This window comes from Streptomyces purpureus, assembly GCF_014648195.1.
Lineage (GTDB): Bacteria > Actinomycetota > Actinomycetes > Streptomycetales > Streptomycetaceae > Streptomyces > Streptomyces purpureus.
In genome coordinates, this window is the sequence record NZ_BMQQ01000004.1 from 156,998 (window position 1) to 182,364 (window position 25,367).

Genomic DNA, 25,367 nt, shown 5'->3' on the forward strand with positions numbered 1-25,367 from the left:
AGACCGCCGTCGCCGCTACCCGAGGAGCGCGTCCGTGACCACGGAAGAACCCACCCCCGCCACCGCCGTCCCCTACGGCACCCCCGAGGCGCCCCGGCTCGCCGTCCGAGGCGAAGCCAGGCTGGAGTTCGACCCCGAGATCGCGCGCATCGGCATCACCGTCAGCGCACGAGGCACCGACCGCCGCTCAGCCCTGGACGACCTGACCCGCCGCAACAACGAGGTCCTCGACCTCATCAAGTCCTACGGCGAATCCGTCGAAAAGGTCGAGACCGGCGCATTCTCCATCTCGCCCGAGCTCACCCGCCACGGCCGAGGAGAACGCATCCGCGCCTACCACGGCCGGGTCCACATCACCGCCGAACTCACCGACTTCACCGCCCTCGGCGAACTCACCACCCGCCTCGCCGACCTCGACCTCACCCGCGTCGACGGCCCCTGGTGGGCCCTGCGCCCCGACTCCCCGGCCCACGGCGAGGCCCGCCGCCAGGCAGTCCGCGAAGCGGTCCAACGCGCCCGCGAATACGCCGAAGCCCTCGGCACCACCCTCGCCTCCCTCGTCGAACTCGCCGACCTCGGCGCGGAGAACGCCCCCTACGACACCCTGCCCCCGGCCGGCGGCGGCCTCCGCATGGCCTTCGCGGCAGAGGCCACGGAAGCGGCGCCCCCACTGGACCTGGAACCCGAACGCCAGACGGTCTACGCCCAGGTCAACGCCCGTTTCACGATGGCCCCGCCAAGGCTGTAGCCCCGGGGGAGTGGCCCCCACCCCGCCCCTTCCCGAAACCCTGACGGGGACCAGGGGCCCAGCCTCGCCCCCGCCGCGGCAGCTTCGCGCCACAGACGCCCCCCTGTTGTGGGCAATCGTCCCGCGGGGCTGTGGGTCCCCCCGGACGGAGCCTGGGGGAGGGTGGGCGCAGCGCCCCGACAGGCGGCGCCCCCTTCGGTTCCGGCCCACCCGGACCGCCCTCGGGGCCCGTCCCGGCCCACCTCGAACGTCTTCGGGCCTCGGGGCCGACTACTCCGACGGCCGCGGCGCCCAGGGCCCGGCGGTTCCGACCCGGACCGCCCTCGGGGCTCAGGCGGTCCGCTCCGACGATCGCCGCGCCCTACCCCTTCAGCAGTCCGAACACCCTCCCCGCCTCCACCTCATGCGCCGCCCCGATCTCCTCCACATCCGCCCCCTCCAGCACCCGCTCCACCAACCGCCCGAACAGCACCCGCAACGCCCCTCCCAGCTGCGCCGCCACCGCGTACGGCGTGATGTCCTCGGCCGGGGATCTCACACCCGCCTCCTCCGCCAGCACCCCCGCCACCGCCGCCTCCCTCAGCTCATGGAACTCCCGCAGCCGCGCCAGCAGCACCGGGCTCTCCGTCAGCATCCGCGCGAACGGCTCCGGCGCGAAGCCGATCACCGGGTCCCGGCGGCGTACGGCCGCCAGATAGTCGTCCCGTAGCGCCTCCACCGGCGACACCCCCGGCGCCCGCGCGGCCACCGCCCGCGCCGGGCCCGAGACGAAGTCCTCACCGAGGTCGAGAACCAGGTCCTCCTTGCGCGGGAAGTAGTTGGTGACCGTCATCTTCGAGACGCCGGCCTCCGCCGCCACCTCCGCGATCGTCACATGGTCGAAGCCGTGCCGCAGGAACAGCCCCGTCGCCGCGTCGGAGATGACCTGCCGGGTCTGCTGCTTCTTCTGCTCCCGAAGGGTCGGTGCGCTCATGACTCAATCCTCTCATAGGTCGAACCTAAATTTATGCTTGACATAGTTTCTTGGTCCAGCCTAAATTTAGGCCCGTCACAAGGAACCGTCGACGTCACCCAACCGGAAGGCCCCGCGTGCCCACCACCGCCACCGCCCAGCACCACTCCGCCGACCAGATCCGCGACTACCTCCGCCAGATCGGCCGCATCCCCCTCCTCACCGCCGACCAGGAAGTCGCCCTCGGCGAACGCATCCAGGCCGGCCTCCGCGCCGAACAGCAGATCGCTGACACCGCCACCCCCACCCCCGAACTCGAACGCCTCTCCCGAGACGGCCGCCGCGCCAAGGATCAGATGATGGAGGCCAACCTCCGCCTCGTCGTCTCCATCGCCAAGCGCTACACCGGCCGCGGCATGCTCTTCCTCGACCTCGTCCAGGAAGGCAACCTCGGCCTGCTCCGCGCCATCGAGAAATTCGACCCCGCCAAGGGATTCAAGCTGTCCACCTACGCCACCTGGTGGATCAAGCAGGCCATCGGCCGCGCCCTCGCCGACCAGAGCCGCACCATCCGCGTCCCCGTCCACATGACCGAGGAGATCAACCGCCTCACCCGCGTCCGCCGCGACCTCACCACCACCCTGGACCGCGACCCCACACCCGAAGAACTCGCCACCGCCCTCGACATCCCCGTCGCCCGCGTCCTCCAGATCCAGGGCTACGACCGCACCCCCGTATCCCTGCACACCCCCCTCGGCGACGACGGCGGCGAACTCGGCGACGTCATCGAGGACCGGGCCGCCCCCACCGCCGAAGACATCGTCGGCGCCGACCTCCTCGCGGCCCAGCTCCGCACCCTCCTCGCCTCGTTCACCGAACGCGAAGCGGGCGTCATCACCCTGCGGTACGGACTCGACGGCGACGACCCCCGCACCCTCGACGAGATCGGCAAGGTCTACGGCGTCACCCGCGAACGCATCCGCCAGATAGAAGCCAAGACCATGTCGAAGCTCCGCCACCCCTCACGCCTGCGCGCCCTCAGCGGCTACCTCTCGTAACCGCTCATCGGAGCAGGCCCCCGCCCAATTCAACACTTGTCAACAACCCTTCATGCAAAGGTTGTTGAGTAGTCACGCAAGCCCAATTCTCTACCCGTCGGTAAGCCATAGGCTCGAACCATGCGCCGAGCAAAGATCGTCTGTACCCTGGGCCCCGCCACCGACACATACGACCAGATCAAGGCATTGGTCGAAGCCGGCATGGACGTCGCCCGGTTCAACCTCAGCCACGGCACCTACGCCGAACACGAGGAGCGCTACCAGCGCGTACGCAAAGCCTCCGACGAAACCGGCCGCAGCGTCGGCGTCCTCGCCGACCTTCAAGGCCCGAAGATCCGCCTCGGCCGCTTCCGCGAAGGACCCGTACTCCTTGAACGCGGCGACGACTTCACCATCACCGTCGAACCCATGGAAGGCGACCGCCACACCTGCGGCACCACCTACCCCGGCCTCGCCACCGACGTCACCCCCGGCGAACGCATCCTCGTCGACGACGGCCGCGTCACCCTCGAAGTCACCGAAGTCGACGGACCCCGCGTCCACACCACCGTCGTCGAAGGCGGCATGGTCTCCGACCACAAGGGCCTCAACCTCCCCGGCGTCGCCGTCTCCGTCCCCGCACTCTCCGACAAGGACGTCGAAGACCTCCGGTGGGCCCTGCGCACCGGTGCCGACATCATCGCCCTCTCCTTCGTCCGCAGCGGACGCGACATCGACGACGTCCACCGCATCATGGACGAGGAAGGCCGCCGCCTCCCCGTCATCGCCAAGATCGAGAAGCCTCAGGCCGTCGAGAACATCGACGGCATCGTCGCCGCCTTCGACGGCATCATGGTCGCCCGCGGCGACCTCGGCGTCGAAATGCCGCTGGAACAAGTCCCCATCGTCCAGAAGCGCGCCGTCAAACTCGCCAAGCGCAACGCCAAGCCGGTCATCGTCGCCACCCAGATGCTCGACTCGATGATCGACAATTCCCGCCCCACCCGCGCCGAAGCCTCCGACGTCGCCAACGCCGTCATCGACGGCACCGACGCCGTCATGCTCTCCGGCGAAACCAGCGTCGGCAAGTACCCCGTCGAAACGGTCAGGACCATGGGCCGCATCGTCGAAGCCGCCGAAGAAGACGTCCTCGCCAAGGGCCTCCCGCCCCTGACCGACCGCAACAAGCCCCGCACCCAAGGCGGCGCCGTCGCCCGCGCCGCCGCCGAGATGGGCGACTTCCTCGGCGCCGCGTTCCTCGTCGCCTTCACCCAGTCCGGCGACACGGTGAAGCGCCTTTCCCGCTACCGCTCACCCATCCCCCTCCTCGCCTTCACCCCCGACCCGGCGACCCACGCCCAACTCAGCCTCACCTGGGGCGTGGAGACCTTCCTCGGCCCCCACGTCGAATCCACCGACGCGATGGTCGCCCAGGTAGACGAACACCTCCTGCGCATCGGCCGCTGCGCGAAGGGCGACCTGGTGGTCATCACGGCGGGCTCCCCGCCCGGCGTAGCGGGCTCGACGAACCTGGTCCGGGTGCACCACATCGGGGACCCGGTGACGGGCTGAGGGGCCGCTCAGTACTTGGGCCCGACGTGGAGGTCCATGAGGGCGACGGACGCCTTGCGGGCGACGGATATGTTGAGCGGGTCGCTCCCCCTCGCGAGCGTGGTCCACTCCACGCCGACGAGATCGAGGGCCTTGCCGAAGAGTCCGCGGATGTCGTCCGACTTGTTGGTGAAGAAGTACCGGGGGTACTTGTACCGCTTCTTCTCGCCGCCCCCGAGGCGCGTGGTCCAGTTGGTGATCCGGCAACCGTCGGAGTGGATGAGCCCCCGGATGAACTCCCAGGGGTAGGCGTCGACGATGGCTTGCTGCCAGTCTTCGAGGGCGGTGCGTCGCTTGTGTTTCCGGCCCGGTCCGTGTTGCGGGAAGAGGCAGGTCCAGTGGCGGCCGTAGCTGGTGACGGCGACGCACCCCTGTTTCTGCAGCACGCAGACGCTGCCTTCCGGTCGTACGGCCAGGACGGCGTCGCGGCATGCGTCGATGAGGCCGGGCCACGCGTCCGCGCAGGCGATGCGGAGGACATGACCGCCACGCGGGTGGTCGCTGATGCAGCCGTCGCCCAGGTACAACCCGAGCAGATAGGCGTATGCGGCCGGGTCCTCGGGCGGGCCGGGTACGGCTCGGCAGCGCGGACACGGGGCGGACTGGGGGCCAATACGCGGGAGCGGCTCAAGTCGGGTGCGCCAGGCGCGTATCGCCGCGCGGGAGATCCCAGTCTGCTTGCTCACGGAGTTGAGACTGCGGCCACCGGCGACGAGGGCGAGGGCGTGCTCACGCGTTTCGAGGTCGTACACGGGTGCGAGCCTGGCGCAGTCGGTCGTCGCGCGGAGGCGAGTGCCGGGATATTCGCCGGAGCGGGTGAACGCCGCCCGTATGCCGTGACCTTGGAATTGGAGGGAAAGTGCCCCGGGTCGGATTCGAACCGACGCTGAATGGGTTTTGAATCCATGGCCTCTACCGCTGGGCTACCGGGGCTCCTTCGAAACGAAGGAAGGCAAGGACCCTCCGTGCCCCAACCATACCGTAGCTGGGTAGGCTCATGGTGAGCAGTATCGCCCCGCAACGAGGAGCCGCCCCCGTGACCGCCCCCGAGTCGCCCCAGCCCGTCGCCGACGACGACCAGTCGCACGTCCCGCCGCTGACGACCCGCGTCGTCATCGCCGAGGACGAGGCCCTCATCCGCCTCGACCTCAAAGAGATGCTCGAAGAAGAGGGCTACTCGGTCGTCGGCGAGGCCGGTGACGGCGCCGCGGCCGTCGAGCTCGCTCGGGAGCACCGGCCCGATCTGGTGATCCTGGATGTGAAGATGCCCGTTCTGGACGGGATCTCCGCCGCCGAGAAGATCGCCGGCGAGTCCATCGCGCCCGTCCTCATGCTCACGGCCTTCTCGCAGCGCGATCTCGTGGAGCGCGCTCGGGACGCCGGGGCCATGGCGTATCTGGTGAAGCCGTTCAGCAAGAGCGACGTCGTGCCGGCCATCGAGATGGCCGTCTCCCGGTTCGCCGAGCTGAAGGCGCTGGAGAAGGAGGTCGCCGACCTCTCCCAGCGGCTGGAGACGCGCAAGCTGGTCGACCGGGCGAAGAGCATCCTGCAGACGCAGTACGGCCTGACGGAGCCCGCCGCGTTCCGGTGGATCCAGAAGACGTCGATGGACCGGCGGATGTCCATGCAGCAGGTCGCCGAGGCGGTCATCGAGGACGCCGAGGAGAAGAAGGCCGCGAAGGGGCAGTAGCCCCGGCCCGTACGCGCGTACGTGTACATCGCGTACGTATACATACGACAGGAGGCCCGCCCCACAACGCTGTGGGGCGGGCCTCCTGGCTTGGTGGACCCTGCCGATAACAAGGCCGGGTCAGTCCTCTCCGAGGTAGGTCTTGCGGACCTCGTCGTCGTGCAGGAGATCCTGGCCCGTGCCGGAGAGCTTGATCTTGCCGACCTCCAGGACGTAGCCGTGGTCCGCGAGGGAGAGGGCGGCCTGGGCGTTCTGCTCGATGAGCAGAATCGTCATGCCCTCCGCCTTCAGGGTCGCGATGGTCTCCATGATCTTCTGCATCATGATCGGGGAGAGGCCCATGGAGGGCTCGTCGAGCATGAGCAGCTTGGGCTGGGACATCAGGGCGCGGCCCATGGCGAGCATCTGCTGCTCACCGCCCGAGAGGGTGCCGGCGGCCTGCTTTCGGCGTTCGCCCAGGATGGGGAAGAGGTCGTAGGCGCGCTGGATGTCCTTCTCGATGCCGTCCTTGTCCTTGCGGAGGAAGGCTCCGAGCTGGAGGTTCTCGGCGATGGTGAGCTTGGGGAAGATGTGCCGGCCCTCGGGGGAGTGGGCCATGCCGAGGGAGACGACCTTGTGGGCCGGGATGCCGTTGAGGACCTGGCCGTCGAAGGTGATCTTGCCGCTGGTGGGCTTGATCAGGCCGGAGAGGGTGCGCAGGGTGGTGGTCTTGCCGGCTCCGTTGGTGCCGATCAGGGAGACGACCTGGCCGGCTTCGACGGAGAAGGAGATGCCTTTGACGGCTTCGATCTTGCCGTAGGCGACCCTGAGGTCCTCGACCTCGAGGAGTGCGGTCACTTGGTGTCTCCTTCGGTGGTGCTGTCCGCTGCCGGCGCGTCGGCGTCGGCAGCGGGGGCGTCCGTGGCCTCGGGTGCCTCGTCGGCGGGTGTCTCGTCGGCGGCGGCCTCTGCTTCGGGAGCCTCCTCCTCGGAAGCCCCGTCGGCCTCAGCCTCCGCCTCAGCCTCCGCTTCGGCCTCTGCCTCAGCCTCAGGCGCGGCCTCAGCCGACGCCTCCGCCTCAGCCGACGCCTCCGCCTCAGCCGACGCCTCCGCCTCAGCCGACGCCTCGGCCTCAGCCGACGCCTGCGCCTCGGCCTCCGCGTGCGCCTCCGCCGCCTCGACCTCGGCGACCTCCTCCGCGCCTGGCGCGCCCTCGAAGGGTTCGCCGAGGTACGCGGCGACGACGCGCTCGTCGCCCTGGACGACGTCCGAGGTGCCCTCGACGAGCTTCTCGCCCTGGACGAGTACGGCGACCCGGTCGCAGAGCTTGAAGATGAACTTCATGTCGTGCTCGATGACGAGCACGGCGATGCCCTTGTCCCGGATGGCGAAGACGAGTTCCTCGGTGGTCCGGGTCTCGGCCTGGTTCATGCCCGCGGTGGGCTCGTCGAGCAGGAGCAGTCCGGGGTCGCTGGCGAGCGCGCGGGCGATCTCCAGCTTGCGCTGCTCGCCGTAGGGGAGGTTGCGGGCGAGGTGGTCGGCCTTGTTCTGCAGGCCGACGAACTCCAGCAGCTCCATGGCGCGTTCGACGGACGCGGCTTCGGCCTTCTTGAAGCCGGGGCCGCGCAGCAGGGCGGACCAGAGGCCTTCCTTGGTCCGGGTGTGGCGTCCGACGAGGACGTTCTCCAGCACGGTCATGTTGGAGAAGAGCCGGATGTTCTGGAAGGTGCGGGCGATGCCGGCCTTGGTGACGAGGTGCGGCTTGGGCGGGAGCACGGTGCCCTTGTAGCTGACCTGCCCCTCGGTGGGGACGTACAGGCCGGTGAGGCAGTTGAAGAACGTGGTCTTGCCGGCGCCGTTGGGGCCGATGAGTCCGACGATCTCGCCTTCGCGGACGGTGAGGTCGACTCCGCGTACGGCGGTGAGTCCGCCGAATCGCATGGTGACACCGCTGGCGTCGAGGACGGTGGCGGCGGTGGCCGCGGCCGTGGTTTCCGTGGTGGTGGTCATGGTGTTCACGCCCCCGCCTTCGAGGTTCCGACGATGGGGTCGGCGGGGGGCCGCTGGTCCGGTACGTCGAGCTTGTCAGCGTTCTCGTCGTGCTCGTGGTACTCGAGCTGGGCGCGCCGGTTGGGGATGAGGCCCTCTGGGCGGAAGCGCATCAGCAGGATGAGCGCGAGGCCGAACGCGAGGAGCTGGAAGTCCTTGAGGAAGGCCAGCTTCTCGGGGATGAGGAAGAGCAGCGCCGCGCCGAGGAGCGGGCCGCGGATGGTGCCCATGCCGCCGAGGATGACGGCCGCGAGGAGGAACGCGGAGTTCGGGGCGACGGGGCCGGCGAACACGTACATCTCGGGGAGGACGGTGCCCTGGAAGTGGGCTTGGACGGTGCCGGCGACGCCGGCGAGGGTGGCGCCGAGGGCGAAGGCGATGAGCTTGACGCGGAAGCCGTTGATGCCCATGGCGGTGGCGGCTGTCTCGTCCTCGCGGATGGCGACCCAGGCGCGGCCGATGCGGGAGTCCTGTGCCCGGCTGAAGACCAGGACGACGAGGACCATGACGAGCAGCATCAGCAGGTAGTAGTTGGCGTAGCTGCCGAGTTCCACGCCGAGGATGGTGTGGGTCTCGCCGAAGTCGTAGCCGAAGATGTTCAGCGCCGGGATGTTGGGGATGCCGTTGGGGCCGTTGGTGATCTGGGGTCCGTTGTCGCCGTCCATGTTGTTGACGGTGATGCGGAAGATCTCTCCGAAGCCGAGGGTGACGATGGCGAGGTAGTCGCCGTGGAGTCGGAGGGTGGGGGCGCCGATGATGACACCGAAGATCAGGGAGGTGACAGCTCCGATGATCATGGCGACCCAGAACGGGAGCTGGATGTCGAACGCGGAGGCGGTGGTTCCCGAGACGAGGGCGGCCGTGTAGGCGCCGACGCCGAGGAAGGCGACGTATCCGAGGTCGAGCAGTCCGGCGAGGCCGACGACGATGTTGAGTCCGAGGGCGACCGTGGCGAAGATAAGGATCTGCACGGCGATCACGGTGAACGTGTCGGTGGTCTGGGTGAAGGGGAAGACGGCCGCGGCGGCGAAGGCGGCGACGGCGGCGACCTGCTTGTTCTTCGAGGCGATGGCGGAGATGCGGCCCATCAGCCCGGACTTGTTGAGCGCGGCGGCGCCGAAGCCGGCGAGGAGCAGGTAGCCGATGAACAGCTCGGGGTACTCGGTCGAGATGCCGTAGGTGACGGCGTGCATACCGATGGCGAAGGCGGCGACGATGAGCAGGATCTCGGCCCAGGAGGGGATCTCCATGGGCTTGGCCGGCTTGTGGGAGTCGTCCTTGAGCGCGAACGCGGCCAGCGGGATCAGCGTGGCGACGGCGGCGACGAAGCCGCCGGGCTCCAGGTGCGCCAGTCCGCCGAGCTGTGCGGCGATGGCGATCACGGTGTACCAGGTGGTGCCGAGCGCGCCGAGGGCGAGGAACTGCAGAGCCTTCGTCGAGCCGGCGGGGGTGAGCCAGCGCAGGCCCTTGATGCCGAGCCCGGAGAGGGCGAAGAGCATCAGGAGGAGGCCGGCGACGAGGGTGAGGACCTGGAGGCCGCCGGGGTAGCCGGTGACGGTGAGGTCGCCTGGGAACTCGCTGGTGTAGGTCCAGGCGAGGAAGGTGCTGGCGACGGAAGCGAGGCCGCCGGCCGCGACGATCCAGTGGAGGAGGCCGGGGCGCTGGGCGTCGGTCTTCACGGGCGCCGGGGTGCCGGACTCTTCGGGGGTCTTGGTGAGGTCGGTCGTCATCGTGATCACGCCCTGTCCGCGACGCGCTGCCCGATGAGACCTTGTGGTCTGAACAGGAGCACGAGGATGAGGAGGGAGAAGACCCAGATGTCCTTCCAGGCGCCGCCGCCGAACTGTGCCATCCCGGGGATGTGCTCGACGTAGGCGATGGAGAGGGTTTCGGCGAGGCCGAGCAGGACGCCGCCGATCATGGCGCCGTAGATGTTGCCGATGCCGCCGAGGACGGCGGCGGTGAACGCCTTGAGGCCGAGCAGGAAGCCCATTTCGAAGCGGATCTGGCCCTTGTCGAGGCCTTCGGCGACGGCCGCGACCGCGGCGAACGCCGCACCGATGGCGAAGGCCATCACGATGATGCGGTCGGTGTTGATGCCCATGAGCTTGGCGGTGTCCGGGTCCTGGGCGGTGGCCTGCATGGCGCGGCCGCTGCGGCTCTTGGAGACGAAGACGCCGAGGGCGAGCATGCACAGGGGGGCGGCGGCGAGGACGAACGCGTCGGCGCGGGAGATGTGGAGGCTCCCGAGGATCTGGAAGGAGTCGCCGGTGAACTCGGGGAAGCTCACGGGGCTCTTGGCGCCGGGGTAGAAGCCCCAGACGAGCTGCTGGAGCACGATCGAGAGGCCGATCGCGGTGATGAGCGGTGCCAGGCGTGGGGCTCCGCGCAGTGGCCGGTAGGCGAAACGTTCGGCGGCGGTGGCGACGGCGACGGATACGACCGCGCCGCCTATGAGCATGACGGGTATCGCCAGGAGGAGCGAGGTGCCGTCGGGCAGGATCGTGTACGCCGAGAGGGCGCCGAAGCCACCGACCATGAAGATCTCGCCGTGGGCGAAGTTGATGAGCTGGACGATGCCGTAGACCATCGTGTAGCCGATGGCGATGAGGCCGTAAAGGGCCCCCAGGGCAAGGCCGTCGGCCAGCTGTTGCGGCAGTTCGTTCACCGCAGGGCCTCCGATGAGCGTGTCGGATATGACACCGCGCGAGGGCGCTGTTTGCGCCCTCGCGCGGCCTGGTTCAAGTGATGCGGGGCAGTGCGGTGGGTCAGTCCTCGAAGGTGGCGGACTTGACGTCGACCCAGGCGCCGTTCTTGACCTGGTAGACGGTGAGCTGCTTGTTCGTGGTGTCACCGAACTCGTCGAAGGAGACCTTGCCGGTCACGCCGTCGAAGGAGACCTTGGACATGGCGGTGGTGACCTTGGCGCGGGCGTCGTCGGGCAGCTTGCCGCCGTTGTCGGCGACGACGGCCTTGACGGCCTGGATGATGGACCAGGCGGCGTCGTAGGAGTAGCCGCCGTAGGCCGCGTACGGGTCCTTGTAGCCGGCCGCCTTGTAGTCGGCGATGAACTTCTTGGCGGTCGGGAGCTTCTCGACGGGGAAGCCGACGGAGGTGGCGAGGTCGCCGTCGTTGGCTTCGCCGGAGGCCTTGATGAACTGCGGGTCGTAGATGCCGTCGCCGCCCATGGTGGGGATCTTGGCGCCGGCCTTCTTGATCTGGTCGGAGAGGAGTCCGCCCTCGGGGTACTGGCCGCCGAAGTAGACGGAGTCGGCGCCCGAGCTCTTGATCTTGTTGGCGGTGGAGGAGAAGTCGGTCTCCTTGACCGTCACGGAGTCCGTGCCGACGACGGTGCCGCCGAGGCGCTTGAACTCCTCGGAGAAGATCGCGGCGAGGCCGGCGCCGTAGGTCTGCTTGTCGTTGACGACGAAGACCTTCTTCTTCTTGGCGTCGTTGTAGAGGTAGTTCGCGGCGAACTTGCCCTGGACGACGTCGGTGGTGGACGTGCGGAAGTACGTCTTGAAGCCGCGCTTCTTGTCGCCGGAGCCCCACTTGTCGCCCTGGCTGAGGGAGGGGTTGGTGTTGGCCGGGGAGACCTGGGTCAGGTTGGCCTTGTCGAAGTCGCCCTGCATGGACTGGGCGACACCGGAGTTGAGCGGGCCGACGACGCCGAGGACGTCCTTCATGCCGACGAGCTTGGTGGCGTTGGCCTTGCCGGTGGCGGGGACGGCCTGGTCGTCGAGGGCCTCGATCTTGAAGGTGACCCCGGGGACTTCGTTGTTCTTGTTGGCGGTCTGCACCGCCAGGTCCACGGAGTTCTTGATGCCCTGGCCGAGGGCGGACAGCGAGCCGGTCAGCGGGGCGTCGACACCGATGACGACGGTGGTGCCCTTCTTGCTGTCGTCGCTGCCGCTCTTGTCGTCGCGCGAACCGCAGGCGGTGAGAGTGAGTGCTCCCGTGGTGATCACGGTGGTGAGGATGAGCAAGGAACGGTGTCGCACGATGAATCCTTTCCCTGGCGCGGCCCCCTCGAGCTGAGGTGGTGCCGTGTAGCTGTGTAGCTAGAGGTGCCGTTTGAGATCGCCGGGCCGTACGGGGGTTTGGTAAGGCCGTGCAGTGGACGCGCCCGGCGGCGCGGTGACTGGCCGTGACTCTAAGCGCAGCCGGTGAAGGTGCGGGAGCGGCGAGGTCAGGATGTGACTGTCTTGTTATCGCGACGGGGAGAGACGGTGTCCATGGGGTGGGCAAATCAGGACGTTTGGGCTCGTTGGGCGGTGTTCACATCGTGAGAACGCCCAGTTCCGTTAAGGGGCTTGAGGTGATCTTGCTCCTGACGAGGGCTTTGTGAGGGTGTCCGGATATCGGACAACCCCCTGATTCCCAGCGGACGGCGAAATGAGCGCGCCCTTCCGCTTCTCGACCGGGCCGATGTTACGGAGTGTTACGACGGAGGCGAGTGGGACGGCGTCGCCGACAGGGGCGGCCGCCAGTTCTCCGAGCTTCCGGTGGCCCCCTCCGCCGCCGCGCAGCGCCGCGTCGCGAGCCGGTCGGCGAGCTGCTCCGCCGCCTGGCGTCCGGCTCGGCGCTCCTCGTCGCGGGCCCGCGCCAGCACGTCGTCGTGGATGGCGAGCTGCTCGTTGGACAGCCCCTTCTGCTCCCAGTCCAAACCGGCCCATTTGCTCCCTTTGAGCCCCTCTTTCACCCAGTACGAGACAAGGCTCGCGCAGACGTCCACGGGGGTGGTCGGCGTGGGGCTCCGGGCGGGCGGGTCGCCCGAACAGCCCACGACGGTCGCCCAGACGAGGGCGGCCCCGGCCGCGCGGGCGGCGAACCCCGCCGGGGCGTACGGCGAAAACCCCATGAGGGAACGCTAGTTCGTCCACGGTGACTCCACAACAGCCGGAGGCCAGGATCCCCGCTGTGACCCAAGTGGCCTATGGGAAAAGGACGTTGTGTGGCCGACGCGGTATGGGTCCTCTGGTGCGCCGGATGGGAAAGCGGTGGAATGTGGCCCGCGCCCCCGCGTGATCGTCGAGCACCCGGCCCCTGGAGGCAGGCACGATGACGAGACCCACCCGTAGCAGCGCACCGCCAACGCCGCGCCACCGCCGCCCCGGCGTCCGCGTCGTCGTCCTGGCGCTCGCCGCGTCGCTGATCACGGCGGTGCCGACGACCGGCGCGCGGGCCGAGGACGCCCCCGCGCCCCTGATCGCCGACGGCCGGACCCAGCCCGTCCACTCCCGCGCGGACGCGATCTTCCAGCAGGTCGACATCGAGACCGGGACGGACAGTGACCGTGACGGTGCCCTCGACACCGTACGGATGCGGATCCTGCGGCCGAAAGCGACCGGTACGGGCCTGAAAGTGCCCACGATCATCGAGGCCAGCCCCTACTGGGGCGGCGGCAACGACGTGCCCTTCCACGCCGTCGATCTCGACGAGGACGGCCTGCCCGGCCGCCGGACCGCCGCGCGCCTGCCCGCCCTGATCGGCCCCGCGCCCCGGGCCGCCGCGAACGCCGGCCCGGTCGTCTTCCCCGGCTACACCGACAACTACTTCCTGCCCCGCGGCTACGCCGTCGCCCAGCTCGACAGCATCGGCACCGGCGGCTCCACCGGCTGCCCCACCTCCGGCAGTCACGAGGAGACCCTCGGCGCCAAGGCCGCCGTCGACTGGCTGGCCGGCCGCACCAGGGCCTGGGACCTTCAGGGCCGCCCGGTCGCCGCCGACTGGTCCACCGGCGACTCGGCCATGATGGGCATCTCGTACAACGGCACCCTGCCCACCGCCGTCGCCGCCACCGGCGTCGAAGGGCTCAAGGCGATCGTCCCGATCGCCGGGATCTCGTCCTGGTACGACTACTACCGCGCCGGCGGCGGGGTCGTCGCCCCCGGCGGCTACCAGGGCGAGGACGCCGACATCCTCGCCAAGGCCGTCCACAGCCGCGCCGACCGGACCGTCTGCGGCCCCCTGCTGGACCGGCTCACCGCCGAACAGGGCCGCGAGACCGGCGACTTCACCCGCTTCTGGCAGGAGCGCGACTACCTGAAGGACGTGGCGAAGATCAAGGCCGGCGTCTTCCTCGTGCACGGCCTCAACGACTGGAACGTCCGGACCCGGCACGCCGGCCGGCTCTGGGAGGAGCTGACGGAACACGGCGTCCCGCGCAAGCTCTGGCTCCACCAGGCCGGGCACAGCAACCCCATGCCGCTGCGGATGGAGGAGTGGCTCGGCGGCCTGCACCAGTGGTTCGACCACTGGCTGTACGGCCTGGACAACGGCGCCCTGGACGGCCCGAAGGCGGAGATCGAGCAGGCCGACTTCAGCTGGCGCGCTCAAGTCCACTGGCCCGCCCCCGGCACCCGGCCGCTGACCCTGCACCTCACCGCGGACGGTCTCGCGTCCAGGCCCGACCGCCCGCGCGTGCAGTCCCTGACCGACGCCGGCCGTACCGTACGGGCCGAGGACCTCGTCGCCGGACCGGACGCGGCGCACCCCCATCGGCTCGCCTACACCACCGGCCCGCTCGCCCGGGACCTGCGGCTCGCCGGCACCCCGGAACTGTCCGTCCGCGCCTCGCTCGACGGCAGCTCGCCGTATGTCACCGCGCTCCTGGTCGACTACGGCACCGACACCCGGGCGACGGCCGCCACCACCGCCGACACCTCACAGCTGATCTGCTACGGCCAGGGCGTCCCCGGCGACACCGGCTGCGCGTACCGCACCCGGCACCGCACCGAGACCGCCGATTTCAAGATCGTCTCGCGGGGCTGGCTCGACATCCGCAACCGTCACACCCCGGCCCGGCAGAGCGAGGTCACCGAGGGCCGGGAGTACCGCCTGGAGTGGGAGATGCAGCCCCAGGACTACGTCTTCAAACAGGGCCACCGGCTCGGCGTGGTCCTGATCTCCACGGACCACGACCACACCCTGCGGTACCCGGCCGGGACGGTGATGACCGTCCGGACCGGGGTCAGCAGCGTGACGCTGCCGGTGACCCGGTGACCCGGTGACCCGGTGACCCGGTGACCCGGTGACCCGGTGACCCGGGCCGACGACCGCGGGCCCGGGGGCCCGCCGGTCTGAGGCCGTCAGGCGCTCTGGGCGCCGGGAACGTTCTCGGCGTCCTTGGCGCGCGCCTCGCGCAGCATGCAGGTCAGGCGGGCGGTGCAGACCCGCCGGTCCTCCTCGTCCGTGATCACGATCTCGTACGTGGCGGTGGAGCGGCCCCGGTGCACGGGCGTGGCGACACCGGTGACCAGGCCGGAGCGGATCCCGCGGTGGTGGGTGCAGTTCAGGTCCACGCCGACGGCGATCCGGGAGACCCCGCCGTGCAGCATCGAGCCGATCGATCCGAGCGTCTCGGCGAGCACGGCGGAGGCGCCGCCGTGGAGCAGTCCGTACGGCTGGGTGTTGCCCTCCACGGGCATCGTGCCGACGACCTTCTCGGCCGAGGCCTCGACGATCTGCACACCCATGCGGTTGCCGAGGTGACCGGCGGAGAACAGCGCGGGCAGGTCGACGCCGAGCGCCGCGTACTCGTCGATGACCTCTTGCGGGAACTTCACGGTGGTCTGCTCGCCCATGGGCCCGGCTCCGTTCGTGTGCGTACGTCGTCGTACGTCGTCAGATTGGTCTCTCTGGTCCAGCCGCCTGAGCAAACGCTTAGGCGGTCGGTGATTGTTCCAGACGCACGATCACGGACTTGCTGGCGGGGGTGTTGCTGATGTCCGCCGTGGACTCCAGCGGCACCAGGATGTTGGTCTCCGGGTAGTACGCCGCCGCGCAGCCACGGGCGGTGGGGTAGTGGACGACCCGGAAGCCGGGCGCGCGCCGCTCGGTGCCGTCCTTCCACTCGCTGACCAGATCCGTGTACGCCCCGTCGGCCAGGCCCAGCGCCCGCGCGTCATCGGGGTGCACCAGGACCACCCGGCGGCCGCCCTTGATGCCGCGGTAGCGGTCGTCGAGGCCGTAGATGGTGGTGTTGTACTGGTCGTGCGAGCGCAGGGTCTGCAGCAGGAGCCGCCCCTGGGGGACCTTGGGGTACTCGACGGGGGCGGCGGTGAAGTTGGCCTTGCCGGTGGCCGTGGGGAAGCGGCGCTCGTCGCGCGGGGCGTGCGGCAGGGCGAAGCCGCCCGGGTTCGCCGCGATCCGGGCGTTGAAGTCCTCGAAACCGGGCACCACGCGCGCGATGCGGTCCCGGATGGTGGCGTAGTCCTGCTCGAACTCCTCCCACGGCGTGGCCGATCCGGATCCGAGGACGGCCCGCGCCATCCGCGCCACGATCGCGGGCTCGGAGAGCAGATGGGGACCGGCCGGCGGCAGATTGCCCCGCGAGGCGTGCACCAGCCCCATGGAGTCCTCGACGGTGACGAACTGCTTGCCGCCGCGCTGCACGTCCTTGTCGGTGCGGCCGAGCGTCGGCAGGATCAGCGCGCGCGTGCCGGTGACCGCGTGCGAGCGGTTCAGCTTCGTGGACACGTGCACGGTCAGCCTGGCCCGGCGCATCGCCGCCTCGGTGACCTCCGTGTCCGGGGTCGCGCCGACGAAGTTGCCGCCCATCGCGAAGAAGACCTTCGCCTCGCCGTCGCGCAGCGCCTGGATGGAGCGGACCACGTCGAAGCCGTGGTGCCGCGGCGAGGTGATCCCGAACTCCTTGTCGAGGGCGTCCAGGAACGCCGGCGCCGGCCGCTCGAAGATCCCCATCGTGCGGTCGCCCTGCACGTTGGAGTGCCCGCGCACGGGGCACACGCCCGCGCCGGGGCGCCCGATGTTGCCGCGCAGGAGCAGGAAGTTGACCACCTCGCGGATGGTGGGCACGGAGTGCTTGTGCTGGGTCAGGCCCATCGCCCAGCAGACGATGGTCCGCCGGGAGGCGAGGACCATCTCCAGGGCCCGCTCGATCTCCGTCCGCCTCAGTCCGGTGGCGGCGAGCGTCTCGTCCCAGTCGGCGGCGCGGGCGGTGGCCGCGAACTCCTCGTACCCATGGGTGTGGGCGGTGACGAACTCCTCGTCGACGGCCCCAGGGGTCTCGAGAACCAGCTTGTTGAGGAGCCGGAACAGCGCCTGGTCGCCGCCGATGCGGATCTGCAGGAACAGGTCGGTGAGCGTGGCGCCCTTGAGCATCCCGTGCGGGGTCTGCGGGTTCTTGAACCGCTCCAGGCCGGCCTCGGGCAGCGGATTCACCGAAATGATCTTAGCGCCGGACGCCTTGGCCTTCTCCAGCGCGGAGAGCATCCGCGGATGGTTGGTGCCCGGGTTCTGCCCGGCCACGATGATCAGATCCGCCTGGTGCAGATCCTCCAGCGAGACGCTGCCCTTGCCGATGCCGATGGTCTCGTTGAGCGCCGAACCCGACGACTCGTGGCACATGTTGGAGCAGTCGGGCAGATTGTTCGTGCCGAACTCGCGGGCGAAGAGCTGGAGCAGGAACGCCGCTTCGTTGCTCGTGCGGCCCGAGGTGTAGAAGAGGGCCTCGTCGGGGGAGTCGAGGGCGGTCAGCTCCTCGGCGATGATCGCGAACGCCCGCTCCCAGGTCACGGCCTCGTACCGGTCGGCGCCCTCGGGCAGGTACATGGGCTGGGTGATCCGGCCCTGCTGGCCCAGCCAGTAGCCGCTGCGGGAGGCGAGATCGGCGAGCGGATGCGCGGCGAAGAAGTCGGGGGTGACCCGGCGCAGCGTGGCCTCCTCGGCGACCGCCTTCGCGCCGTTCTCGCAGAACTCCGCGACATGGCGCTTGTCACCCTCCGGCCAGGCGCAGCCAGGGCAGTCGAACCCGTCCTTCTGGTTGACCTTCAGCAGCGTCCGCGCTGTGCGCCGCAGCCCCATCTGCTCCTGGGCGATCTTCAGGGTGTGGCCGATGGCGGGCAGACCGGCCGCGGCGTGCTGCGGCGGCGCGACCTGCGGCGCGTCCTGGACCGGGTCACCGGCGGGGGGCTTGCTGGCCATCGCGCTCTCCCTTGAGCGATCGTTCCGTGCCGTACGTGTTCGATCCTGTCATGCGCCACGGACAGCGGCCGCCCCCTCCCACCGCCGTGGCCGGGATTGTCAGTGGTCCGTGGCAGGATCGGGTACGTGGCTGAGACAGCATCGAAGAAGACCGAAGACAACCGTCCGCGCCTGCTCCTCATGGACGGGCACTCTCTGGCGTACCGGGCGTTCTTCGCGCTGCCCGCGGAGAATTTCACGACCGCGAGCGGCCAGACGACCAATGCCATCTACGGCTTCGCGTCGATGCTGGCGAACACGCTGCGCGACGAGGCGCCCACGCATTTCGCCGTGGCCTTCGACGTGTCCCGCAAGACCTGGCGCTCGGCGGACTTCCCCGAGTACAAGGCGAACCGTTCGAAGACCCCCGACGAGTTCAAGGGGCAGGTCGAGCTGATCGGCGAGCTGCTCGACACGATGAACGCGGAGCGGTTCGCGGTCGACGGCTTCGAGGCCGACGACGTCATCGCCACCCTCGCCACCCAGGCCGAGGCGGCCGGCTTCGAGGTCCTGATCGTCACCGGCGACCGTGACTCCTTCCAGCTGGTCTCCGACCACGTCACGGTGCTCTACCCGACCAAGGGCGTCTCCGAGCTGACCCGCTTCACCCCGGAGAAGGTTCAGGAGAAGTACGGTCTGACCCCCTCGCAGTACCCCGACTTCGCGGCCCTGCGCGGCGACCCGTCCGACAACCTGCCGGGCATCCCCGGTGTCGGCGAGAAGACCGCCACGAAGTGGATCAATCAGTTCGGTTCGTTCGCGGAGCTGGTCGAGCGCGCCGACGAGATCAAGGGCAAGGTCGGCCAGGCCCTGCGGGACCACCTGGAGTCGGTCAAGCTCAACCGCCACCTCACCGAGCTGGTACGGGACGTGGAGCTGCCCAAGTCCGTCGCGGACCTGGAGCGCGCGCCGTACGACAGGGCCGCCCTCAAGGGCTTCCTGGAGGTGCTGGAGATCCGCAACCCCAGCCTGCGGGAGCGGCTGCTCGCCGTCGACCCGGGCGCGGAGGAGGAAGAGGCCCCGGTCCCGGACGCCGGGGTGGAGCTGGACGGCACGGTCCTCGGCGCGGGCGAGCTGGCCGGCTGGCTGGCCTCGCACGGCGGGCAGCCGCTGGGTGTGGCCACGGTCGCCACGTGGGCGATGGGCGTCGGCAACGTGAGCGAGGTCGCCCTGGCCGCGGCCGACGGCAAGGCGGGCTGGTTCGACACGACCCGGATCGACGAGGCCGACGAGCGCGCCTTCGCCGACTGGCTGGCCGACCCGGCCAAGCCCAAGATCATGCACAGCGCGAAGGAGGCCCTGCGGGTCTTCCCCGAGCACGGCTGGCACATCGAGGGCATCACGATGGACACCGCGCTCGCCGCCTATCTGGTCAAGCCGGGCCGCCGCTCCTTCGCCCTGGACGCGCTGTCGGTCGAATACCTCCACCGTGAGCTCGCCCCGGCCGCCGCCGACGGCCAGCTCGCCTTCGGTACGGACGAGCACGCCGAGGCGGACGCCCTGATGGCGCAGGCCCGGGCCGTCCTCGACCTCGGCGCCGCGTTCGGCGACAAGCTGAAGGAGGTCGGCGCGGCCGAGCTGCTCCACGACGTGGAGCTGCCCACCTCCCTGCTGCTCGCCCGGATGGAGCGGCACGGCATCGCGGCCGACCGGACCCATCTGGAGGTCCTGGAGCAGCAGTTCGCCGGCGCCGTGCAGCAGGCCGTGAAGGAGGCCCACGCCTCCGTGGGCCATGAGTTCAACCTCGGCTCGCCCAAGCAGCTCCAGGAGGTCTTCTTCGGCGAGCTGAACCTGCCCAAGACCAAGAAGACCAAGACCGGTTACACCACGGACGCGGACGCGCTGGCCTGGCTCGCCGGGCAGACCGAGCACGAACTCCCGATGATCATGCTGCGCCACCGCGAGCAGGCGCGGCTGCGCTCCACCGTCGAGGGCCTGATCAAGACGATCGCCGCCGACGGCCGGGTGCACACCACCTTCAGCCAGACCGTCGCGGCGACCGGCCGGCTCTCCTCCACCGACCCGAACCTGCAGAACGTTCCGGTGCGCACCGACGAGGGCCGCGCGATCCGGCACGGCTTCGTCGTGGGCGAGGGCTTCGAGGCCCTGATGACCGCGGACTACAGCCAGATCGAGCTGCGCGTCATGGCCCACCTCTCCGAGGACGAGGGCCTGATCGAGGCGTTCACCTCCGGCGAGGACCTGCACACCACCGTCGCCTCGCAGGTGTTCGGGGTCGAACGCTCCGCGGTCGACGCCGAGATGCGGCGCAAGATCAAGGCCATGTCCTACGGCCTGGCGTACGGCCTGTCCGCCTTCGGCCTCTCCCAGCAGCTGAACATCGAGGCGGGCGAGGCCCGTGCCCTGATGGACACCTACTTCGAGCGGTTCGGCGGGGTGCGGGACTATCTGCGCCGGGTCGTCGACGAGGCCCGTGCCACGGGCTACACCGAGACGATGCTGGGCCGCCGCCGCTATCTGCCCGACCTCAACAGCGACAACCGCCAGCGCCGCGAGGCCGCCGAGCGGATGGCGCTCAACGCCCCGATCCAGGGCACCGCCGCCGACATCGTCAAGGTCGCCATGCTGGGCGTCGACCGGGCGCTGACCGAGGCGGGCCTGACCTCCCGGATGCTGCTCCAGGTCCACGACGAAATCGTCCTGGAGCTGGCCCCGGGGGAGCGGGACCAGGTCGAGGAGATCGTCCGCCGCGAGATGTCCGGAGCGGTGGAACTGCGCGCCCCGCTGGACGTCTCGGTGGGCGTGGGCGCCGACTGGGAGTCCGCGGCGCACTAGCGCGTCGTACGGCCGGGGCGGGCGCGTCAGCCGCGCAGCCGGGTCCGGGGCTCCTGCCGGGGCGCCCCGGCCCGGGGGCGGGGCAGCAGCAGCCGCGCCCCCGCCCCGTACAGCACCAGACCCACCGCGAGCCCCGCGCCCGCGCCGAAGCAGGCCGTCGGCACGATGTCCAGCGGTGTGTCGATCCGGCCCCAGTAGGCGTACCAGCGCAGACAGCGGTGCACGGTGCCCGCGAGGAGGCACCCCGCGAGGAGCGCGAGGGCCAGCGCCCGGCCCCGCGGGGTCAGCACCGGCACCTCGGCCGGCACGGCGTACGGCATCCCCCGCACCCCGGTCACCGTGAACCAGGCCAGGACCAGCAGGGCCAGCGCCGAACCCCCGTACTGCGCGTACATGTAGACGGGGAAGCCGGCCAGGCTCTCGCCCAGGACGGGCAGGGCTCGGGTGCCCCAGCGGTCGAGATGGGTGAAGGAGTCCCACACCACATGGGTCGTCGCGCCCAGCACCGCCGACCCGTAGAAGAGCAGGGCCAGCGGGACGGGCCGGCGCCCGCGCCAGGACTCACCCCGTACGAACCCGGCCATTTTTCCCCGCACCCGTACCGGCAGCAGCGCGAGCAGCGGCTCACGCACCACCAGCCACAACCCCATCAGCGCGGCCGTGATGAGCGGATCGACGATGAGGATGCCGAGCGGCGCGTGCGTGACGTCGCCGAAGAACATCGCGTCCGGCACGGCCGTCGCCGCGAAGTACGTCATGTCCGGCGCGAACGAGCCCAGTACGAGCGCCGACGCGAGCAGCGGACCGCGCGCGGTGCCGTCCCTGCGTATCCCCGGCAGCACCGCCGCGGCATGACTGAGTGTGAACGGCATGAACGCCCCCCTTGGTGTGCTGCGAACCTCTCGTCCCCGTACGTCCCGAAGGATCCCGGCCCGGGTCCGGGCCGGACGGGGACGCCCAGTATGCGTGAACACGAAGTCCGGATTCCGGGCGGCAGAGAGGTGACGAAAGCGTGAAAACCGGTCAAGTGCCGGTGTTCCAGGGCTCGGAGTTGACGTAGGGTCGCCTGAGTGTTCGCGCTGGGGAGCGCGAGAGGCCACGGGGAGGGGACCACGGCATGGCACCGCACATCGGCCGCCGACTGCGCAGGGGAGCGACGACCACGGCGATAGCCGCCGCGGCGGTCGCCGCGCTGAGCGCTTCGCAGGGCCCGGGTGTGCCCTCCACTCCCACCACCGACGCCTCGCCCAGCGGCGACCGGACCGCCGAGGCGAGCACCCCGCCCGGTGATTCGGCCACCGGCGACTCGCCGTACTACACCGATCTGCCCCCGCTGAAGAGCCCCGCTCCCCTCCAGCCCGGTACGTCGAGCAACCTCCCGGTGGTCACCGGCCCCGCCGAGGCGGGCATCCCGGCGACCGTCCTCGCCGCGTACCAGCAGGCCGAACAGCACCTGCGCGACACCGACCCCGGCTGCAACCTCCCCTGGCAACTCCTCGCCGGAATCGGCAAGGTGGAGTCCGGTCAGGCCCGCGGCGGCAAGGTCTCCGCCGACGGCACCACGCTCTCCCCGATCCTCGGCCCGGTCCTCAACGGCGTCGGCTTCGCCAACATCTCCGACACCGACAACGGCGCGTACGACGGCGACACCACGCACGACCGGGCCGTCGGCCCGATGCAGTTCATCCCCTCGACCTGGGCGACCTGGGGCCGCGACGCCAACGGCGACGGCCGCAAGGACCCCAACAACATCTACGACGCGGCCCGCTCCGCCGGCCTCTACCTCTGCGCGGGCGGCCGTGACCTGGCCGTCAAGGGCGACCTGGACCGGGCGATCCTCAGCTACAACCGCTCGACCGAGTACCTCCGCACGGTGCTGTCCTGGTTCGACTTCTACCGCAACGGCTCGCACCAGGTCCCGGACGGCACCGGCACCCTGCCCGACAACCGCAGCGACGACGACCGGGTGACCCTTCCGGTGCAGAACCCCGGCATGCCCGCGACTCCCTCGCCGGCCAAGCCGCCCACGTCCAAGCCGAAGCCGGTCACCCCGACGAAGCCGACGACGCCGACGAAACCGACGACCCCCACCAAGCCCACCACTCCCACCAAGCCCACGGTCCCGACCAAGCCGACCACGCCGACGAAGCCGACCCCTGTCGCGGTCCGGCTCAAGGACGGCGGCAGCGGCCCGCTGACCGCCACCGCCGGTACCGCCTTCGCCGAGCGCGCCCGCATCGTGGCCGTCGACGCCACCGGCAAGCCGGTCGCCAAGGTCACCGTCACGTTCCAGCTCGTCGGCGACACGGACGCCCGCTTCACCGGCGGCGCCACCAGCGCGCGGGGCGTCAGCGGAGCCGACGGCACGGTCACAGCCCCGGCGCTCCAGGCCGGCGAAAAGACCGGCACGTTCACCGTACGGGCCACCATCTCCGGGCGCCCGACGACCGCCGTCGACCTCACCGCGAAGGTCACCGAGCGCCAGGCCGACACCCTCGTCCGCGTCGGCGACAAGGAACTGACCGCCGCGCCCGGCACCGAGTTCGCCGAACTGATCGGCGTGAAGGCCACCCACAAGGGCGTCCTCGCCCCCGGCGTCGCCGTCACCGCCACCCTGCTCGCCCCCGCACCTCCCGCCGAGGCAGGCGCCGATGCCGATGCCGATGCCGGGGCGGAGACGGACGCCAAGCCCCTCGACAAGGGCCCGTACTTCAAGGACGCCGAGGGCAAGCCGGTCCGCGTCCTCACCGGTCTCACCACCGGCAAGGACGGCATCCTGACCCTGCCCAAGCTCCACGCCGACGACACGACAGGCACCTTCCTGCTGCGCCTCGAAGCAGCCGGCGGCGCCACCCTGACCGTCGAGCTCACGGTCAAGGCCCCGCAGGAAGCCACGCCCGCGCCCTGACCCGTACGTGACATTCCGCCCCGCCCCCGCCCGGAAGCCCGGCGCGGGGGCGTCGTCGTGCAGCCGGCCGTACCGCCGGCCTTGTGGCTCGGGTGCAACGTGTTCTCATCTCACGGCCGCGTTGCTACGGTGCCCCCGCCCTGACGCCGCATCAGATCCGTGCACCGGGAGGCCGATCATGCGCGCCCTCGTCGCCGCCGCCATCGGACTGGCCCTCGCCTGCGCCCTCGTCGCCGGCGCCGCCGCGATGGGCGCGCCCCCCGGCGAGACCTCACCCAAGCCGCTGCTCACCACCGTCCCCGGCCCGAAGAAGTAGAAGGGACGGCCGCCATGCGCCGCACCGCGAGCCTCGTCCTCCTCGCCCTGGCCGTCTTCTTCGCGGCCATCGCCCCGCTGCTGCGCTGGTACGCCTTCCCCCGGCTGGCCAAGATCCCGCCCAGCCAGTACCAGGAAATGGTCCTCGAGGCGAAGCCCGCCACGCTCCTCGACTACACGACCCTCAAGGCCAAGCAGGTCGAGAAGGTCACCATCGTGCAGACCCTCAAGGGCAACGTGGAGGAGTCCGAGAAGATCGAACGCGACGCGGGACGCGACGTCGTCGTCTGGGACTCCCTCTCCCACGTCGTCGGCCCCGACGGCAAGATGGTCTCCCAGATCCCCGAGCGCTACATCTTCGACGCCCACAGCCAGGCACCCGTGCACGCCACCGGCGAGATGGTCGACGGCGACCCGGTCCGGCGCGAGGGCATCGAGTTCAAATGGCCCTTCCTCACGGAGAAACGGGACTACGAGTACTTCGACGCCCAGACCCGTACCTCCGCGCCCATCCACTACAAGGGCACCCGGACCTTCCGCGGCCTGGAGGTCTACTACTTCGAGCAGACCATCCCCTGGACCAAGGTCCCCATGCCCAAGAAGATGCCGATCGAGGGCATCACCCCGGAGATCATCGCCCAGTCCGGCATGACCCGCTGGTACACCACCACCCGCATGTTCTGGGTCGAACCGGTCACCGGCGCGCCGGTCAACGGCGAGGAAATCCACAAGGAGGAGCTGCGCGGCGCGAAGAAGATGGGCATGTCGCAGGACACCGTCACGGCGTTCGCCGGCCACGTGAAGATGCGCCCCGACTACATCGACCACACCGTCGAACTGGTCTCCGCGAACCGGCTCATGGTCCTGATACTCGTCTCCTACCTGCCCTGGACCTTCCTGATCGGGGCCGCCCTGCTGCTCACCCTCTCCCTCTGGCTGGAGGCCCGCTCCCGCCACCCACGCCCGACGGACAGCGAGCGAGCGGCGGAGCCGGTCGCCGCGTGAGCCCTGCGGGGCGTGGGGTTCGGTCGGCGTACGGGCGCTGCGGCGCCGGAGCCGGCCGGCGTACGGGCGCTGCGGCGTACGGGCGGTGCCGCGCCCGAGTTCGGTCGGCGTACGAGCGCCACGGTGTACGGGCGCTGCGGCGCCGGAGCTGGGCTGCTGCCCGGGCCGGGGCGGCTGAGCTCGGTCGCCGCTCAAGCTGGGTACTGCCCGAGCTGGCCGGCGTACGGGCGCGGCGGCGTACGGGCCTGCGGCCCCGAGCCTGGCTGGCGCCGGCTGCTGGCCGACCCGGCC

General features: G+C 70.3%; 19 protein-coding genes, 1 tRNA gene and 2 pseudogenes. 10 read left to right on the top strand and 12 right to left on the bottom strand.

Annotated features, from left to right (window positions below; genetic code table 11):
• Nucleotides 1-34: 34 nt before the first annotated feature.
• The gene (locus IEZ01_RS07820) at nt 35-748 is read left to right on the top strand and encodes an SIMPL domain-containing protein (RefSeq protein ID WP_189200649.1); all 714 of its coding nucleotides are present in this window, start codon (nt 35-37) and stop codon (nt 746-748) included.
• A gap of 361 nt (nt 749-1,109) precedes the next feature.
• On the opposite strand, the gene IEZ01_RS35590 is transcribed toward IEZ01_RS07820, so the two are convergent.
• On the bottom strand, nt 1,110-1,721 hold the full coding sequence (locus IEZ01_RS35590; RefSeq protein WP_189200651.1) for a TetR/AcrR family transcriptional regulator: 612 nt from the start codon (nt 1,719-1,721) through the stop codon (nt 1,110-1,112).
• A gap of 146 nt (nt 1,722-1,867) precedes the next feature.
• Here IEZ01_RS35590 and IEZ01_RS07830 point away from each other — a divergent pair.
• Both IEZ01_RS07830 and pyk read left to right on the top strand, forming a co-directional pair.
• Nucleotides 1,868-2,758: pseudogene (locus tag IEZ01_RS07830) on the top strand (RNA polymerase sigma factor); the annotation flags it as partial.
• Between the two features lie 120 nt (nt 2,759-2,878).
• Nucleotides 2,879-4,309, top strand: coding sequence for a pyruvate kinase (pyk, locus tag IEZ01_RS07835; protein ID WP_019885414.1), 1,431 nt, complete (start codon nt 2,879-2,881; stop codon nt 4,307-4,309).
• A gap of 8 nt (nt 4,310-4,317) precedes the next feature.
• Here pyk and IEZ01_RS07840 read toward each other — a convergent pair whose 3' ends face one another.
• Both IEZ01_RS07840 and IEZ01_RS07845 read right to left on the bottom strand, forming a co-directional pair.
• Nucleotides 4,318-5,100: a transcriptional regulator gene (locus IEZ01_RS07840; RefSeq protein ID WP_189200655.1), complete on the bottom strand. Its 783-nt coding sequence runs from the start codon at nt 5,098-5,100 to the stop codon at nt 4,318-4,320.
• Between the two features lie 108 nt (nt 5,101-5,208).
• A tRNA-Leu gene (locus IEZ01_RS07845) sits at nt 5,209-5,281 on the bottom strand.
• A gap of 103 nt (nt 5,282-5,384) precedes the next feature.
• Here IEZ01_RS07845 and IEZ01_RS07850 point away from each other — a divergent pair.
• Entirely contained in the window at nt 5,385-6,038 is a 654-nt protein-coding gene (locus IEZ01_RS07850) for an ANTAR domain-containing response regulator (RefSeq protein WP_019885412.1), read from the top strand.
• A 120-nt stretch (nt 6,039-6,158) separates the two neighbouring features.
• Here the strand turns inward: IEZ01_RS07850 and IEZ01_RS07855 are convergent, their stop codons facing one another.
• From IEZ01_RS07855 to IEZ01_RS07880, 6 genes are all read right to left on the bottom strand, one after another.
• Nucleotides 6,159-6,875 (bottom strand): ABC transporter ATP-binding protein, encoded by a 717-nt coding sequence (locus tag IEZ01_RS07855; protein WP_189200657.1) that lies wholly within the window; start codon nt 6,873-6,875, stop codon nt 6,159-6,161.
• Complete coding sequence (locus IEZ01_RS07860) at nt 6,872-8,035, bottom strand: ABC transporter ATP-binding protein (RefSeq protein ID WP_373287574.1); 1,164 nt, start codon at nt 8,033-8,035, stop codon at nt 6,872-6,874. The genes IEZ01_RS07855 and IEZ01_RS07860 overlap by 4 nt, the downstream gene beginning before the upstream one ends.
• On the bottom strand, nt 8,032-9,795 hold the full coding sequence (locus tag IEZ01_RS07865) for a branched-chain amino acid ABC transporter permease (protein ID WP_028797409.1): 1,764 nt from the start codon (nt 9,793-9,795) through the stop codon (nt 8,032-8,034). The genes IEZ01_RS07860 and IEZ01_RS07865 overlap by 4 nt, the downstream gene beginning before the upstream one ends.
• Before the next feature lie 5 nt (nt 9,796-9,800).
• Nucleotides 9,801-10,733, bottom strand: a complete 933-nt coding sequence (locus IEZ01_RS07870) for a branched-chain amino acid ABC transporter permease (RefSeq protein WP_189200659.1) — start codon at nt 10,731-10,733, stop codon at nt 9,801-9,803.
• A 100-nt stretch (nt 10,734-10,833) separates the two neighbouring features.
• Nucleotides 10,834-12,066, bottom strand: coding sequence for a branched-chain amino acid ABC transporter substrate-binding protein (locus IEZ01_RS07875; protein ID WP_028797408.1), 1,233 nt, complete (start codon nt 12,064-12,066; stop codon nt 10,834-10,836).
• A 440-nt stretch (nt 12,067-12,506) separates the two neighbouring features.
• Nucleotides 12,507-12,926, bottom strand: coding sequence for a hypothetical protein (locus IEZ01_RS07880; RefSeq protein ID WP_019885406.1), 420 nt, complete (start codon nt 12,924-12,926; stop codon nt 12,507-12,509).
• Nucleotides 12,927-13,126: 200 nt separating this feature from the next.
• On the opposite strand from IEZ01_RS07880, the gene IEZ01_RS07885 reads away from it, so the two are divergent.
• Nucleotides 13,127-15,070: a Xaa-Pro dipeptidyl-peptidase gene (locus IEZ01_RS07885; protein ID WP_189200661.1), complete on the top strand. Its 1,944-nt coding sequence runs from the start codon at nt 13,127-13,129 to the stop codon at nt 15,068-15,070.
• An 86-nt stretch (nt 15,071-15,156) separates the two neighbouring features.
• On the opposite strand, the gene IEZ01_RS07890 is transcribed toward IEZ01_RS07885, so the two are convergent.
• Together IEZ01_RS07890 and IEZ01_RS07895 are read right to left on the bottom strand one after the other, a co-directional pair.
• Nucleotides 15,157-15,651, bottom strand: coding sequence for a PaaI family thioesterase (locus IEZ01_RS07890; RefSeq protein WP_019885404.1), 495 nt, complete (start codon nt 15,649-15,651; stop codon nt 15,157-15,159).
• 79 nt (nt 15,652-15,730) lie between these two features.
• Nucleotides 15,731-18,013: an FdhF/YdeP family oxidoreductase gene (locus IEZ01_RS07895; RefSeq protein WP_019885403.1), complete on the bottom strand. Its 2,283-nt coding sequence runs from the start codon at nt 18,011-18,013 to the stop codon at nt 15,731-15,733.
• A 180-nt stretch (nt 18,014-18,193) separates the two neighbouring features.
• Here IEZ01_RS07895 and polA point away from each other — a divergent pair, with 180 nt between their 5' ends.
• Nucleotides 18,194-20,848 (top strand): DNA polymerase I, encoded by a 2,655-nt coding sequence (polA, locus tag IEZ01_RS07900; RefSeq protein ID WP_189200809.1) that lies wholly within the window; start codon nt 18,194-18,196, stop codon nt 20,846-20,848.
• Nucleotides 20,849-20,874: 26 nt separating this feature from the next.
• Here polA and IEZ01_RS07905 read toward each other — a convergent pair whose 3' ends face one another.
• A complete protein-coding gene (locus tag IEZ01_RS07905) occupies nt 20,875-21,720 on the bottom strand; it encodes a DUF4184 family protein (RefSeq protein WP_189200664.1) in 846 nt (281 codons plus the stop codon).
• Between the two features lie 245 nt (nt 21,721-21,965).
• On the opposite strand from IEZ01_RS07905, the gene IEZ01_RS07910 reads away from it, so the two are divergent.
• The 4 genes and pseudogenes from IEZ01_RS07910 to IEZ01_RS07925 all read left to right on the top strand — a co-directional run.
• The gene (locus IEZ01_RS07910) at nt 21,966-23,756 is read left to right on the top strand and encodes a lytic transglycosylase domain-containing protein (RefSeq protein WP_028797407.1); all 1,791 of its coding nucleotides are present in this window, start codon (nt 21,966-21,968) and stop codon (nt 23,754-23,756) included.
• 178 nt (nt 23,757-23,934) lie between these two features.
• Nucleotides 23,935-24,072, top strand: coding sequence for an SPW_0924 family protein (locus IEZ01_RS07915; RefSeq protein ID WP_019885399.1), 138 nt, complete (start codon nt 23,935-23,937; stop codon nt 24,070-24,072).
• 14 nt (nt 24,073-24,086) lie between these two features.
• On the top strand, nt 24,087-25,076 hold the full coding sequence (gene pgfA, locus IEZ01_RS07920; RefSeq protein WP_189200666.1) for a cell envelope lipid trafficking protein PgfA: 990 nt from the start codon (nt 24,087-24,089) through the stop codon (nt 25,074-25,076).
• 12 nt (nt 25,077-25,088) lie between these two features.
• Nucleotides 25,089-25,367: pseudogene (locus IEZ01_RS07925) on the top strand (hypothetical protein); the annotation flags it as partial.